Source organism: Pseudomonas sp. FP1742, assembly GCF_030687145.1.
Lineage (GTDB): Bacteria > Pseudomonadota > Gammaproteobacteria > Pseudomonadales > Pseudomonadaceae > Aquipseudomonas > Aquipseudomonas frederiksbergensis_D.
In genome coordinates this window covers 640,814-655,837 of sequence record NZ_CP117460.1, presented here as the reverse complement: position 1 = coordinate 655,837, position 15,024 = coordinate 640,814, and the positions used below count along the sequence as shown (strand labels likewise).

Here is a 15,024-nt window from a genome sequence, read left to right as displayed (position 1 = left end):
ATCAGACTACCGCAGGCTCATGACGCCCGGATATACGAAAAATCCGAGCGTCGCGTACGGTTTAGAAACGTCGTAAATCGAGCGTCATCGGCAGCTCGTCGTTGATTTCCAGTTTCGGTACAGGAAGTTTCCCAGGCGTGTGTCCGATACGGAAGAAACGCGCCATTCGCCGGCTCTCGGCCTCATTGGCGTTCACCGGAAGGCTGTCGTAGTTGCGCCCGCCCGGATGGGCGACGTGGTACTGACAACCGCCCAGAGAACGCCCCATCCAGGTGTCGAGCAAATCGAACACCAGCGGCGCATGGACCGGGATGGTCGGCTGCAGGCAGTTGTATGGTTGCCAGGCACGGAAACGTACACCGGCGACGAACTCGCCGACCCGACCGGTAGGTTGCAACGGCACCGGAATGCCGTTGCAGGTCAGCAGATAACGTTGCGGCGGTAGCCCCGTAAGCTTGACCTGCAAGCGCTCTAGGGACGAATCCACATAACGCACCGTACCGCCCGCGCTGCCCTCCTCGCCCAACACATGCCAAGGCTCCAGCGCCTGACGCAATTCCAGTTCGATGCCGCTGACGGCGTAGTCGCCGACCTTGGGAAAACGGAACTCCAGATGCGCCGCGAACCACTCGGCCCGCACGGGATAACCGGCGGCATTGAGGTCGACGATCACATCGGCGAAATCCTGCTCGATGAAGTGCGGCAGCAGGAACCGGTCGTGCAGTTCGGTGCCCCAACGCGCCAGCTTCGGCGGCGCATAAGGCTCGCGCCAGAACCGCGCCACCAGCGCCCGCAGCAACAACTGCTGAGCCAGGCTCATGCGCGCATGGGGCGGCATTTCAAAGGCTCGCAGTTCCAGCAAGCCGAGGCGCCCGGTGGCGCCGTCCGGCGAATAGAGTTTGTCGATGCAAAATTCAGCACGGTGAGTGTTGCCGGTCACGTCGATCAGCAAATTGCGCAGCAAGCGGTCCACCAGCCATGGCGGGCACTCTTCACCCGGCTTCGGCATCTGTGCAAAAGCGATTTCCAGTTCATACAACGAATCGTTGCGCGCTTCGTCCACCCGCGGTGCCTGGGATGTCGGGCCGATGAACAGCCCGGAAAACAGGTAGGACAAGGACGGGTGGTTATGCCAGTAGCTGATCAGGCTGCGCAGCAGGTCGGGACGACGTAGAAACGGCGAGTCAGCCGGGGTTGCGCCCCCCAGGACGAAATGGTTACCGCCGCCGGTGCCGGTGTGCCGGCCGTCGATCATGAATTTCTCGGTGGTCAGCCGGGTCTGGCGCGCCTCTTCGTATAGGAATTCGGTGCGTTCCACCAACTCATCCCAGGTCGCGGACGGCTGGACATTGACCTCGATCACCCCCGGATCCGGGGTAATGCGGAAGTTGCTCAGGCGCGGATCGCTCGGTGGCTCATAGCCTTCCAGCAGAACCGGGCAATGCAGTTCCTCGGCGGTGGCTTCGATGGCGGCAACCAGTTCGAGGTAATCCTCGACCCGCTCCAGCGGCGGCATGAACAGGTACAACCGGCCTTCTCGGGCTTCGGCGCAGAACGCAGTGCGAGTCAGCCAGTCGGCGGATTGGTCGATCTCGGGCACACGTTCGTCAGCCGTTTTCGGTTGAGCGTGATTCCGTAGCTGGTCGGTACCCGGCAGCTCAGGGAAGTCCTGATTCGGGTCCGTGGGGTGAATGAACGGGTACTCCGCGGCTTTCACCCAAGGCTGCGAGCCGAGCGGCAAGCGATAACCCAGCGGCGAATCCCCCGGTACCAGCCGGCAGTGTTCTTCGCGCAGGTACCAGCGGCCGCTTTGCCATTGATCGCCCTTGGCGGTACGCGCCAGCGGCAGGACCTGACCGATCACCTTATCCAGGCCCTGACTGAAGACTTTGCGCAGTCGCGCCCGCTCCAGCGGCTCTTCCAGGCGTGAGTCTTCGGCGCTGACGTTCTGCGGCAATGCGCCTTCGCGCCAGAGGTAATAGAAATTGTCTTCGTAGGCCGGGAACACGAAGCGTGTCGGAATTTTCAAGCGCTCGGCGACACTCGCCAGAAAACGCCCGGCCAGTTCACCATCGGCGCCGTAGTCTTCCTGCTCATCGGCGATCAGCGCGCTGTTGTGCCAGATCGGCACGCCATCGCGGCGCCAGTAGCAGTTCAGCGACCAGCGCGGCAGTTGCTCGCCGGGGTACCACTTACCCTGACCGAAATGCACCAGGCCCTTGGGCGCGTAATGCTTGCGCATGCGCTGGAACAGTTCGGCTGACAGCCGACGCTTGTCTGGCCCGAGCGCGGCAGTGTTCCACTCGGCGCCGTCCGGGTCATCGATGGAAACGAACGTCGGCTCGCCGCCCATGGTCAGGCGCACGTCACCTTCAAGCAAATCAGCATCAATCTGCCGGCCCAAGGCCTGAATCGCCAGCCATTGGTCTTCGGTGTAGGGTTTGGTAACCCTTGGCGCTTCCCAAATCCGCTCGACTGACATTTCGTGGGTGAATTCGCACTCGCACGGTTCCACCAGGCCACTGATCGGCGCCGCAGAGGACGGATCGGGACTGCACGCCAACGGAATGTGTCCTTCACCGGCAAACAGCCCTGAGGTCGCGTCCAGGCCGATCCAGCCGGCGCCGGGTAAATACACTTCGCACCAGGCGTGCAGGTCAGTGAAATCCACGTCGGTGCCCGAGGGGCCATCGAGGCTTTTGACATCGGCAGTCAGCTGGATCAGGTAACCGGAGACGAATCGTGCCGCCAGGCCAAGGTTGCGCAGCAATTGCACCAGCAACCACGCCGAGTCACGGCAGGAACCCGAGGCCTGTTCAAGGGTGTATTCCGGGGTCTGTACCCCCGGTTCCATACGAATCAGATAACCGATGTCTTCGCTCAGGCGCTGGTTGAGTGCGACGAGGAAATCCACGCTGGGCAACGGCGTGCGGTCGATGCCGTCCAGATAGGCCTTGAATGTCGGCGTCAGCGGCAAGGTTTCCAGGTACGGCGCCAGCTCTTTGCGCTCGTCCGCTGCATAGGCGAAAGGGATCTTCTCGGCGTAGGGCTCGAGGAAGAAGTCGAAGGGATTGAAGACTGCCATCTCGGCCAGCAGGTCGACTTCGATCCGCAGCTCATCGGTTTTCTCCGGGAACACCAACCGCGCCAGGTAATTGCCCTGGGGGTCTTGCTGCCAGTTGATGAAATGCTGCTCGGGCGAGACTTTCAGCGCATAGGACAGTATCCGCGTGCGGCTGTGGGCAGCCGGGCGCAGGCGAACGATCTGCGGACCGAGCTCGACGGCGCGGTCGTAGCGGTAATGCGTGACGTGATGCAATGCGACATGAATCGACACGGCGGCCTCCTGCGAGCCAGGGCATAGACACAAAGCGCGCAAGACTTATGCCAGAGCGGCGGTCATTGCGCTTTATCAACAGACCCGGTGCAGTACAGCACCAAAACGGCGCCGTGGCCGCGGTTATGGTGCGAGAGTTGCACATATTTGTGGCGCACGTGTGAAGGGCGGGGCCCGAATCTACTCAACTAACGGGCTTTGTGCTTTGCAATAACAGCTTGGCGCAAGTGACGTACTTCAAGCAGCTTCTGGCGCATCTCGCGGTGACGCTTGCTGTTGAGCAGCAATAGCGCCAGCAATGGGAACAACAACGTCACAGCATAAGTCAGGGGATGCACCTCATATGCAATGGTGGGCAATACCCCAAGAAAACAAAGGGCCAGAAGCACAACCAGAGGCCGCACCCAATGCGGACGACCGCGCGCGACCATGAAATGGCAGTGCGCGACAATGAGGGTCAGCGCGATCCCCCCGAAAAACGAGTACTTGGCGCTGTCAGCCAACGGAAGGTTTCGAAAATAGCTTTCGAAAAACAAAGGCACCGCAAAGACCAGGGTAAAAATTGACGCGAATATTGCCCCCATGAAGACCGGGAAATACTTCGATAGAAAATTGCGAATGCTGGGCAGCTCATTCATTGCTCAGCCTCCTCGTACAGACCTACGGCAATGGTGCGGACATTGCCCGAAATTGCACTGCCGGTAAAACCGATAGCGGCGCCCAAGGCGTCTTTTATCTGAGTGACCGTTGCATTCTTGACCTCGGTGGGTGTGAAACGCTTGGGCAATTCACCCGACAACTGCTTCAACTTGATCATCTTCGACGTCAAGCGCGGGTCGTTGATGCTCAATAGTTCTTTGGTCAGTTTGGCACGCTCCTGTCGATTCAGCCCCCTGAGCACTTCCCTGACACTTTTCCCGGTCGTGGCCTTATTCAGCCTGACCAGTTTGAGCGTTGTCAGCGTGGATGCGCCTACCCCGACCAAGGACGCAGCATCCAGCGCAATCATGGTGTACTGGTACCACTCTTCGCTGTCGAGCTCATCGTTACGGGCGGGGTTGACGATCTCATTGCGGGTCCGATAGCCGCTGGCAAAACACTGCACTGAGCTGGCAGCCGCAGCGGTATAACCGAGCGCAGCGACCACCGTACTTGCCCCTGCCGAAAACGGAATAGCCACGGAGCCACTGAGCACTACGATCCAGCCGATCACTGCACCCGCGCACGATAAGCTGGTGTTGACTGCCTCACCAACCAGGCGCGATTCGCGCGGATTGTCCTGCACCTGCTGGACGAATTGCGCAGGCGCAATGTACTTCTGCGCCTCGCGCAAAATGATCCGCTTGGGCTTGATGCTGCAAATCGGCTTGAACTCGCGCAGGGTCACTACGTTGAACTCAGCGTCAATGTACACAACGCCCGCGCCGACGATTCCGGGGTCGGCGTCGATGGCGGCGAACAGGCGTGGCAGGTTGATCTGGCTTTCGATGCGTTGGCGGGCCATGAACTGGGAGGGGCTGTAATCCATGCCGATACCCGGTAAGGGGTTGCTCATGTAAATCGTCCTTGAGAATCGGGGGTGAGATCTTTATTGCCTGTGCCGCCGTCATCGCGGGCGAGCCCGGCTCCCACAGGATTGGGCGTTATACAGGGAAATCGGTTGTCCGGGCAGCCGTTGAAGTGCGCGCCACCTTAGCAAACAGGCCGCACACTCGCTAGAAAACAAAACGCCAGCACTGAGGCTGGCGTTTTGCGATATGGCGCGGAGATTAACGCGGCACGACCGGCTTGCGCGCAGGCTTCGGCCCCTTGCCCTTGGCCGCGTCCTTGCGCTCCTTGGCCGCCTGCTGGTTGCGGGCGAATGCCGCTGCCTTGGCCTGTTCACGCTTGTCCCACGGGTTACCGCCATCACTGGCGCGCGGTGGCAGGCCGGTGTGCTGGGTCAGGATCTTGGTGGTCTTTTCCTTGGCCACTTTGTGGCTGCCAGCCGGCGTCGAGTTCTTGCGACGGGCGCTCTGGTAGCTGTCGGTCGCCGGCTGGTGCAGCGGAATCAACTGGTTCTTGCCCGGCCCGATCAAGTCAGCACGGCCCATGCGGGTCAGCGCTTCACGCAGCATCGGCCAGCCTTTCGGGTCGTGGTAACGCAAGAACGCCTTGTGCAGACGACGCTGCTCTTCGCTCTTGACGATGGTCACGCCGTCGCTCTTGTAAGTGACCTTGCGCAGCGGGTTCTTGCCCGAGTGGTACATTGCGGTGGCGGTGGCCATCGGCGACGGGTAGAACGCCTGCACCTGGTCGGCACGGAAACCGTTGCCCTTGAGCCACAGGGCCAGGTTCATCATGTCTTCGTCGGTGGTGCCCGGGTGCGCGGCGATGAAGTACGGAATCAGGTACTGCTCTTTCCCGGCTTCCTTGGTGTACTTCTCGAACATGCGCTTGAACTTGTCATAGCTGCCGATGCCCGGCTTCATCATCTGGTTGAGCGGACCTTCCTCGGTGTGTTCCGGGGCGATCTTCAGGTAACCACCGACGTGGTGGGTCACCAGCTCCTTGACGTATTCCGGCGACTCGACCGCGAGGTCGTAGCGCAGGCCGGAGGCGATCAGGATCTTCTTCACACCCGGCAAGGCACGGGCGCTGCGATAGAGCTGGATCAGCGACGAGTGATCGGTGTTGAGGTTTTCACAAATACCCGGGAACACGCAGGACGGCTTGCGGCATGCGGATTCGATGACCGGGCTCTTGCAGGCGATGCGGTACATGTTCGCGGTCGGGCCGCCGAGGTCGGAAATCACCCCGGTGAAGCCTGGCACCTTGTCGCGGATCTCTTCGATTTCGCGAATGATCGACTCTTCGGAACGGTTCTGGATGATCCGGCCTTCGTGCTCGGTGATCGAGCAGAACGTACAGCCGCCGAAGCAGCCACGCATGATGTTCACCGAGAAACGGATCATGTCGTAGGCAGGAATCTTTTCCTTGCCGTACGCAGGGTGCGGAACCCGTGCGTAAGGCATGCCGAACACGTAGTCCATTTCTTCTGTGGTCATCGGAATCGGAGGCGGGTTGAACCAGACGTCCACTTCGCCATGCTTCTGCACCAGCGCACGGGCGTTGCCCGGGTTGGTTTCCAGGTGAAGCACGCGGTTGGCGTGGGCGTAGAGCACCGAGTCGCCACGGACTTTTTCCATCGACGGCAGACGGATGACCGTTTTCTCACGAGTGAGACGCGGGTTCGGCAGCAATTGCACGACCTTCGCTTCGTTCGGATCCTCCACCGGACCCTTTTCCTGCTCGATGGCGCAAGCCTGGGTGTCCTGGGTGTTCACGTACGGGTTGATGATCTTGTCGACCTTGCCCGGACGGTCGATGCGCGTGGAATCGATCTCGAACCAGTCTTTTGGCGTGTCGCGACGAATGAACGCGGTACCGCGCACATCGGTGATGTCTTCGATCTTGTGACCGAACGACAGACGCTGGGCGACTTCGACGATCGCACGCTCGGCGTTGCCGTAGAGCAGGATGTCGGCGCAGGCGTCGATCAGGATCGAGTTACGCACCCGGTCCTGCCAGTAATCGTAGTGGGCGATGCGGCGCAGGGACGCTTCGATGCCACCGAGCACGATCGGCACGTGCTTGTAGGCTTCCTTGCAGCGCTGGCTATAAACCAGGCTCGCGCGATCCGGACGTTTGCCCGCCAGGCCACCGGGGGTGTAGGCGTCGTCGGAACGGATTTTCTTGTCGGCGGTGTAGCGGTTGATCATCGAGTCCATGTTGCCGGCCGCGACACCGAAAAACAGGTTCGGCTCGCCGAGCTTCATGAAGTCGTCTTTGGACTGCCAGTTCGGCTGCGCGATGATCCCGACGCGGAAGCCCTGGGCCTCCAGCAGCCGGCCGATGATCGCCATGCCGAACGACGGATGGTCGACGTAGGCATCACCGGTGACGATGATGATGTCGCAGGAATCCCAGCCGAGCTGATCCATCTCCTCCCTGCTCATCGGCAGGAATGGCGCTGGCCCGAAACATTCGGCCCAATATTTTGGATAGTCAAATAATGGCTTGGCTGCTTGCATGTCGATGACCGGTGTTGAGATGAAAAATCGCGGGCGCGGAATATAGCACAAAAAATAACCAATTCCGACGGCTATAGTCGGAAATTACGCGTAACCCAAATGGGAGCGGACTTGCTCGCGAAAGCGGTGTGCCATTCAGCAATCAGGTTGAATGTACTGCCGCACTCGCGAGCGAGCCCGCTCCCACAAGGTTATTCGTCGTCGAAGTTGTAGCTGCCCGGCGCGAGGTTCTCGAAGCGGGTGTATTTACCGATGAACGCCAGTCGGGATGTACCGATCGGGCCGTTCCGCTGCTTGCCGATGATGATCTCGGCGATGCCTTTGTGCTCGGTTTCCGGGTGGTACACCTCGTCCCGGTACACGAACATGATCACGTCAGCATCCTGCTCGATCGCTCCGGATTCCCGGAGGTCGGAGTTGATCGGGCGTTTGTTCGGTCGTTGCTCCAGGGAGCGGTTGAGCTGGGACAACGCCACCACCGGGCAGTTGAATTCCTTGGCCAGAGCCTTCAAGGAACGGGAGATCTCGGAAATCTCGTTGGTCCGGTTGTCGCCGCCCGAACCCGGGATCTGCATCAATTGCAGGTAGTCGATCATGATCAAGGCGATGTCGCCATGCTCACGCACCAGGCGCCGGGTCCGCGCACGCATTTCCGATGGGCTGATACCGGCCGTATCGTCGATGAACAGCTTGCGATCATTGAGCAGATTGACCGCAGAGGTCAGGCGCGGCCAATCGTCGTCGTCCAGGCGACCGGCACGGACCTTGGTCTGGTCGATACGGCCAAGGGATGAAAGCATACGCATGATCAGCGATTCACCTGGCATCTCCAGCGAGTAGACCAGTACGCACTTATCGCTGCGCAACACGGCGTTTTCCACCAGGTTCATCGCAAAGGTGGTTTTACCCATGGACGGACGGCCGGCGACAATGATCAGGTCGGCCGGTTGCAGGCCACTGGTCTTCTCATCGAGGTCGGTGTAACCGGTGGACAGACCGGTGATCGAGTTATCCGTGTTGAACAGGGTGTCGATACGGTCGATGGCCTTGGTCAACAGGTCGTTCACGCTCACCGGGCCGCCGGTTTTTGGCCGGGCCTCGGCGATCTGGAAGATCTGCCGTTCAGCTTCGTCGAGGATCTCTTCAGCCGTGCGCCCTTCCGGGTTGAAAGCGCTGTCGGCAATCTCAGTGGCGATGCCAATCAGCTGTCGCAGGGTCGCCCGCGCGCGGACGATCTGCGCATACGCCTTGATGTTGGCGACGGACGGCGTGTTTTTTGCCAACTCACCGAGGTAACCGAGGCCGCCAACCTGGGAGGTCTGCCCTTCCTTGTCCAATTGCTCGGCCAGGGTCACGACATCGATCGGCTGGTTCTGGTCCGCCAGTTTGGCGATCGCACGGAAAATCAGGCGGTGGTCATGCCGATAGAAATCGCCGTCGGAGACTTGATCGAGTACGCGTTCCCAGGCGTTGTTGTCCAGCATCAGACCACCGAGCACGGCCTGTTCGGCCTCGATGGAATGCGGCGGCACCTTCAGGGCAGCGGTTTGCAGATCGTATTGCTCAGGAGCGGAGATATCGTTCATGGCCACTTGGTTTATTCAGGAAAAGCAGGGGTTGTGAAAATCAGGTACTGCAGAAAGACAAAGGGCACGACCTGTAAACAGGATCGTGCCCGATGTTACCGGCAAGCACCCGAGGGTGCCAGCCGACAAGTACTGCTTAAGCTGCTACCACGACAACGCGTACGGTGGCTTCAACTTCGGCGTGCAGGTGCACGGCTACGTCGAATTCGCCTACGTTGCGGATGGTGCCGTTCGGCAGACGAACTTCGCTTTTTGCAACTTCAACGCCAGAGGCGGTCAGTGCATCAGCGATGTCGTGGGTGCCGATCGAACCGAACAGCTTGCCTTCGTCACCGGCGGTGGCAGTGATAGTCACTTCCAGCTCAGCCAGTTGGGCGGCACGGCTTTCAGCCGAAGTTTTACGGTCTGCTGCGGCTTTTTCCAGCTCAGCGCGACGCTCTTCGAACGCAGCCAGGTTGGCAGCGGTCGCAGCGGTAGCTTTGCCGTAAGGCAGCAGGTAGTTACGACCGTAACCAGCCTTAACGTTCACTTTGTCACCCAGGTTGCCCAGGTTGGTGACTTTTTCCAGAAGGATCAGTTGCATGTGAAAATCCTCTTAACTTTTAACCTTCACCGTTCGCGTTATCGGCATCTTTCGGCGCCGAACGACCGCGAAAATCAATCAGGCTGTCGACGATGGCCAGGACCACCAGCAACGGATAGATCAGCTGCATGAACAGCAACAGCGTGACGTACAACCCCACCAGCCAGAATTTGGCCAGCCGCTTTTGCGCCACCAGCCCGTGAATCAGGGCCAGCCCGGCGAACACCAGCGGTACGCTGCACAACGGCGTCAACATGGCCATCTGCGGGCCCAGATTTGGCCCCAGAAGCATTAACGCCAGCAGCAACATCGCCGGTCCCAGCGGGATTCGGATGGCGCGAAACTCGCGACCAAAACCACCCGGGTTGTACAACAACGCCTGCCAGTAGCGCCCTACAATCAGGCTCAGCACACTGACGATTTGCAACAAGGCCGCAATCAGGCCGGTCAGGACCGGTGCGATCAGGGACGCGAAACGCGCTTGCTCGTCTACCGACAATTGCTGGTAGACATCACCGAGTAGCGACGGCATGACTTTTATCAAAGCCTGCGCCAGCATCTCGATCTGGGGCGCAAAAGCCGCCCCCAGCACCACTGAAAACACCAATCCCATCGCTATGCTGACCAGCAGCACGCGGTTCCAGGACTCGCTTGCGCGCAAAACCAGCGCAAGGCCCGAAGACCCCAGCAGCACCAGAAGTGCCCGTGGGTCGTCGGAGTAAAGCCACCAGATCAACGCCGGCAGCAGTCCCAGAGCAAGTACGCCAACGGCGTCCTTCAATCCGCGCCGCAGGAGCACAAGGCATCCGGCGGCAGCACCCAACCAATACAACAACGGCAATGTTGCGCATCCGGCCACTACCAGAGTGGCCTGCATACGGCCGCGCATGATGAACTCAGCTAAGGCGCGCATGCATTCAATCCTTTGCTACGTGTCGACTGCCCGGTCTCAGCGGCCGTGGCTGTCGGTGTAGGCCAGCAGGGCCAGGAAGCGGGCGCGCTTGATAGCGGTGGCCAGCTGACGCTGATAACGTGCTTTGGTACCGGTGATGCGGCTTGGAACGATTTTGCCGGTCTCGGATACGTAAGCTTTCAGAGTGTTGAGATCTTTGTAATCGATCTCTTTCACGTCTTCAGCGGTGAAGCGGCAGAATTTACGACGACGGAAGAAACGTGCCATGTAATAGGCTCCTCAAAAGGTCCGTGGATTACTCGTCAGCGTTATCGCTGTCGGCGCTGTCATCACTGTCAACGCCTTCAGCGTCGGAGTGCTCAGGACGATCGCGACGCTCACGGCGCTCACTGCGGTTTTCTTCAGCCTTGAGCATCTCGGATTGGCCGGTAACGGCTTCTTCGCGACGGATGACCAGGTTACGGATCACTGCATCGTTGTAGCGGAAGTTGTCTTCCAGCTCGGCCAGGGCCTTGCCAGTGCACTCAACGTTCAGCATCACGTAGTGAGCCTTGTGAACATTGTTGATTGCGTAGGCCAGTTGACGACGGCCCCAATCTTCCAGACGGTGGATTTTGCCGCCGTCTTCTTCGATCAGCTTGGTGTAACGCTCAACCATGCCGCCGACTTGCTCGCTTTGATCCGGGTGGACCAAAAAGATGATTTCGTAATGACGCATGAATGCTCCTTACGGGTTGTAGCCTGCCGCTCAAAAGCGGTCAGACAAGGAGTGAATGACACTTATGGACTTGCTTGCGATAGACACATGCGTGCCTGCCGTCACAGCAAGGGGCGCAATTGTAGAGAAGGGTCGAGAGAGGTGCAAGGCAATTGGTGATTATTTGAACAGTTCGTTCACACCATCAAGTTTTGCCCTGACACAAACCATTGTGGGAGCGGGCCTGCTCGCGAATGCGGTATCACATCCAACATTTTTGCTGAATGACACTCCGCTTTCGCGAGCAAGCCCGCTCCCACATTTGGATCGCGTGCGGCTTAAGACTTTTTGGCGGTCCCGGCAGCTTTGACGCCGCGCTGGCGCAGCGCTTCGAACAGGCAGACACCGGTGGCGACGGATACGTTGAGACTGCTGACGCTGCCCGCCATCGGCAGGCGTACCAGATAGTCGCAAAGGTCGCGAGTCAGGCGGCGCATGCCGCTGCCCTCCGCACCCATGATCAGGATGGTCGGACCGGTCAGATCCTGCTGATACAGATCCTGCTCAGCCTCACCCGCCGTACCGACGACCCACAAGCCACGCTGCTTGAGCTTTTCCAGAGTGCGCGCCAGATTGGTCACCGCAACCAGCGGAATCACTTCCGCCGCGCCACAGGCGACTTTCCGTACCGTCGGCGTCAGGGTGGCTGACTTATCCTTCGGCACGATCACCGCCAGCGCACCGGCCGCATCGGCCGAGCGCAGGCAAGCGCCAAGGTTGTGCGGATCGGTCACGCCGTCTAGCACCAGCAGCAACGGCGCGCCTTCGGTGCGATCCAGCAATTCGTCAAGCATCGCCTCGCCCCAGACCTGGCTCGGGCTCACGTCCGCCACCACACCCTGGTGCACGCCTTCAACCCAGGCGTCCAGCTCACGGCGCTCGGCCTGACCGACGGCTACGCGATTTTCGGCAGCCAGTTCGATCAACGTCTGCACCCGCGGATCACTGCGGCCTTCAGCCAGCCAGATCTGCTTGACGCGTTTTGGGTGATGACGCAGCAACGCTTCTACCGCGTGCACGCCGTAGATCTTTTCCAACTGACTCATGACTTGGCCTTAGGTTTACGCGCCCCGCCGCTTCTGGCGGCTGGAGCGGAACCCGCTTTTGGCGGGCCTTTACGGTGTTTGCTTGGTTTGGCTGGCTTGCCGCCGGAGGCCTTGTCAGGCGCCGACCGCCCGGTCTTTCCCCCAGACGCCGCTTTACCGCCGCTTTTCGCTTCAGACAGCAACGCCTGTTTCAGTTCACGGCTTTTGCGCAACTCGGCATTTTTTGCCGCCGCATCGCTCGGGCGATAGGCCTCGACGACCTTTTCCTTGGCAGGACGACGCCCGGCTTTCGCCGGTGCCGGCTCGGCAGTTGTCTTGGCAGCAGGCGCTGTGGTTTCAGTGCCACGTTTCTTGCGACCGATCGGCGCGCTGAGGGTTTTTTCAGCCATCTCGAAGTCGATCTTGCGTTCGTCGAGGTCGACGCGCATCACGCGCACCTCAACGGTGTCGCCCAGGCGGAAGGTGCGACCGGTACGCTCACCGGCGAGGCGGTGATGCACAGGATCGAAGTGGTAATAGTCGCCCGGCAGCGCGGTGACATGCACCAGGCCTTCGACATAAATGTCGGTCAGCTCGACGAACAGGCCAAAACCGGTCACGGCAGTGATCACACCCGGGAACGATTCGCCTACGCGGTCTTTCATGAACTCGCACTTGAGCCAGTTCACGACGTCGCGGGTGGCTTCGTCGGCACGGCGCTCGCTCATCGAGCACTGCTCGCCGAGCTGCTCCAGGATCGCTTCGTCGTACGGATAGATTCGCGCCTTCGGAATGGTCATCGCGCCGGCACGGCGAACGTGCGGGGTGTCCATTTTCGAATGGATGACGCTGCGGATCGCCCGGTGCGTGAGCAAGTCCGGGTAGCGGCGGATCGGCGAAGTGAAGTGGGTATAGGCTTCGTAATTCAGACCGAAGTGGCCCTGGTTATCGGCGCTGTACACCGCCTGGCTCAACGAGCGCAGCATGACGGTCTGGATCAGATGGAAATCCGGACGGTCCTTGATACTTGCCAGCAATGCCTGGTAATCCTTCGGCGACGGACCGTCCTTGCCTTTGTGCAGGGACAGGCCGAGCTCGCCGAGGAAGGCGCGCAGTTTTTCCAGACGCTCCGGTGGCGGACCATCGTGGACGCGATACAACGCAGGGATTTCGTGCTTTTTCAGGAATTCGGCGGTGGCCACGTTCGCCGCCAGCATGCATTCCTCGATCAGCTTGTGCGCATCGTTGCGCACGGTCGGACGGATTTCGGCAATCTTGCGCTCGGAACCGAAGATGATCCGGGTTTCCTGGGTTTCGAAATCGATCGCGCCGCGCACATGACGGGCCGCCAGCAGAACCTTGTACAGCGCGTACAGCTGCTTGAGGTGCGGCAGGACGTCGGTGTATTCACCACGAAGCTGACGCGCTTCGGTGGCTTTCGGCGTTTCCAGCATGGCGCTGACTTTGTTGTAGGTCAGGCGGGCATGGGAGTGAATCACCGCTTCGTAGAAGCAGTAGTCGGTCATTTCACCGGATTTGGAGATGGTCATCTCGCAAACCATGGCCAGGCGATCGACGTGCGGGTTCAGCGAACACAGGCCGTTGGACAGCTGCTCAGGCAGCATCGGCACCACGCGCTCGGGGAAGTACACCGAGTTGCCACGAACCTGGGATTCGTTATCCAGCGCCGAACCGATTTTCACGTAGCTGGAAACGTCGGCAATCGCCACGTACAACTTCCAGCCGCCGGAGAACAGGCGCAGTTTGCCCGGTTTGGCTTCGCAGTAAACCGCGTCATCGAAGTCGCGCGCATCTTCGCCATCGATGGTCACGAACGGCAGATGACGCAGGTCGATGCGTTTCTCTTTGTCTTTTTCTTCGACTTCAGGCTTGAGCTTGGCGGCTTCTTTCAAGACCGCTTCAGGCCAGACGTGCGGAATATCGTAAGTGCGCAGGGCAACATCGATTTCCATGCCCGGGGCCATGTAGTTGCCCACGACCTCGACCACGTCACCTTGCGGCTGGAAGCGTGGCGTCGGCCAGTGAGTGATCTTCACTTCGACGAACTGACCGATCTGCGCGTTGGCGTTGCGGCCCGGCGTCACCAGCACTTCTTGCTGGATCTTCGGATTGTCCGCAACGACGAAACCGATACCGCCCTCTTCGAAGTAACGACCGACGATGCTTTCGTGGGCACGAGACACCACTTCGACGATCATGCCTTCGCGTCGACCGCGACGGTCGAGGCCGGAAACACGTGCCAGGGCACGGTCGCCATCGAACACCAGGCGCATTTGCGCCGGGCTCATGAACAGGTCATCACTGCCGTCGTCCGGGACCAGGAAGCCGAAGCCGTCACGGTGACCGCTGATGCGGCCCAGGATCAGGTCGAGCTTATCCACCGGCGCATACGTGCCGCGACGGGTATAGATGAGTTGAGCGTCGCGCTCCATGGCGCGCAGACGGCGGCGCAGGGCTTCGATCTGGTCTTCCGTGGTCAGACCAAACTCTTCGACCAGCTGCTCGCGGTTAGCAGGCGAACCTCGATCAGCAAGGTGCTGAAGGATCAGTTCGCGGCTAGGAATAGGGTTTTCATATTTTTCCGCTTCACGAGCGGCCTCGGGATCGAGGGACTGCCAATCGGCCATTAGAGAGTTTTCACCTTGTCTATATGCGGGTTAGTTTGGCATAGGCGTAATGAAACGGGAAATTTCAAGCTATGACAGCCCATCTAAAGCTCTTTATCGACA

At 59.9% G+C, this 15,024-nt stretch carries 11 protein-coding genes; all 11 read right to left on the bottom strand.

All coding sequences use genetic code 11. From position 1 onward, the window contains the following. Positions 1-61: 61 nt before the first annotated feature. Positions 62-3,337 carry a DUF2126 domain-containing protein gene (locus PSH64_RS02855; protein WP_305479858.1) on the bottom strand — a complete coding sequence of 1,092 codons (3,276 nt, stop codon included), beginning with the start codon at positions 3,335-3,337 and terminating at the stop codon, positions 62-64. A gap of 188 nt (positions 3,338-3,525) precedes the next feature. Next, positions 3,526-3,975 (bottom strand): hypothetical protein, encoded by a 450-nt coding sequence (locus tag PSH64_RS02850; protein WP_305479857.1) that lies wholly within the window; start codon positions 3,973-3,975, stop codon positions 3,526-3,528. Further along, positions 3,972-4,892 carry an NAD synthetase gene (locus PSH64_RS02845; RefSeq protein WP_305479856.1) on the bottom strand — a complete coding sequence of 307 codons (921 nt, stop codon included), beginning with the start codon at positions 4,890-4,892 and terminating at the stop codon, positions 3,972-3,974. The genes PSH64_RS02850 and PSH64_RS02845 overlap by 4 nt, the downstream gene beginning before the upstream one ends. A 214-nt stretch (positions 4,893-5,106) precedes the next feature. Next, a complete protein-coding gene (locus PSH64_RS02840; RefSeq protein WP_105340466.1) occupies positions 5,107-7,410 on the bottom strand; it encodes a YgiQ family radical SAM protein in 2,304 nt (767 codons plus the stop codon). Positions 7,411-7,601: 191 nt separating this feature from the next. Then, complete coding sequence (dnaB, locus tag PSH64_RS02835) at positions 7,602-8,996, bottom strand: replicative DNA helicase (RefSeq protein ID WP_105340653.1); 1,395 nt, start codon at positions 8,994-8,996, stop codon at positions 7,602-7,604. Between the two features lie 136 nt (positions 8,997-9,132). After that, the gene (gene rplI / locus PSH64_RS02830; RefSeq protein ID WP_003197251.1) at positions 9,133-9,579 is read right to left on the bottom strand and encodes a 50S ribosomal protein L9; all 447 of its coding nucleotides are present in this window, start codon (positions 9,577-9,579) and stop codon (positions 9,133-9,135) included. A 19-nt stretch (positions 9,580-9,598) separates the two neighbouring features. Continuing rightward, entirely contained in the window at positions 9,599-10,492 is an 894-nt protein-coding gene (locus PSH64_RS02825) for a hypothetical protein (protein ID WP_105340467.1), read from the bottom strand. Positions 10,493-10,528: 36 nt separating this feature from the next. Next, positions 10,529-10,759, bottom strand: a complete 231-nt coding sequence (gene rpsR, locus PSH64_RS02820) for a 30S ribosomal protein S18 (protein WP_002551829.1) — start codon at positions 10,757-10,759, stop codon at positions 10,529-10,531. 28 nt (positions 10,760-10,787) lie between these two features. Continuing rightward, positions 10,788-11,210, bottom strand: a complete 423-nt coding sequence (gene rpsF, locus PSH64_RS02815) for a 30S ribosomal protein S6 (protein WP_105340468.1) — start codon at positions 11,208-11,210, stop codon at positions 10,788-10,790. Between the two features lie 317 nt (positions 11,211-11,527). Further along, positions 11,528-12,295, bottom strand: a complete 768-nt coding sequence (gene rlmB, locus PSH64_RS02810; RefSeq protein ID WP_018928494.1) for a 23S rRNA (guanosine(2251)-2'-O)-methyltransferase RlmB — start codon at positions 12,293-12,295, stop codon at positions 11,528-11,530. Then, positions 12,292-14,922 carry a ribonuclease R gene (gene rnr / locus PSH64_RS02805; protein ID WP_305479855.1) on the bottom strand — a complete coding sequence of 877 codons (2,631 nt, stop codon included), beginning with the start codon at positions 14,920-14,922 and terminating at the stop codon, positions 12,292-12,294. Before rnr ends, rlmB begins: the two co-directional genes overlap by 4 nt. Positions 14,923-15,024: the final 102 nt, after the last annotated feature.

Excerpts from the sequence above, each read along its gene's own strand:
- PSH64_RS02840 (WP_105340466.1), bottom strand. The coding sequence starts at position 7,410 with ATGCAAGCAGCCAAGCCATTATTTGACTATCCAAAATATTGGGCCGAA.
- PSH64_RS02845 (WP_305479856.1), bottom strand. The coding sequence starts at position 4,892 with ATGAGCAACCCCTTACCGGGTATCGGCATGGATTACAGCCCCTCCCAG.
- rpsF (WP_105340468.1), bottom strand. The coding sequence starts at position 11,210 with ATGCGTCATTACGAAATCATCTTTTTGGTCCACCCGGATCAAAGCGAG.
- rnr (WP_305479855.1), bottom strand. The coding sequence starts at position 14,922 with ATGGCCGATTGGCAGTCCCTCGATCCCGAGGCCGCTCGTGAAGCGGAA.
- rpsR (WP_002551829.1), bottom strand. The coding sequence starts at position 10,759 with ATGGCACGTTTCTTCCGTCGTCGTAAATTCTGCCGCTTCACCGCTGAA.
- PSH64_RS02850 (WP_305479857.1), bottom strand. The coding sequence starts at position 3,975 with ATGAATGAGCTGCCCAGCATTCGCAATTTTCTATCGAAGTATTTCCCG.
- rplI (WP_003197251.1), bottom strand. The coding sequence starts at position 9,579 with ATGCAACTGATCCTTCTGGAAAAAGTCACCAACCTGGGCAACCTGGGT.
- rlmB (WP_018928494.1), bottom strand. The coding sequence starts at position 12,295 with ATGAGTCAGTTGGAAAAGATCTACGGCGTGCACGCGGTAGAAGCGTTG.
- PSH64_RS02825 (WP_105340467.1), bottom strand. The coding sequence starts at position 10,492 with ATGCGCGCCTTAGCTGAGTTCATCATGCGCGGCCGTATGCAGGCCACT.
- dnaB (WP_105340653.1), bottom strand. The coding sequence starts at position 8,996 with ATGAACGATATCTCCGCTCCTGAGCAATACGATCTGCAAACCGCTGCC.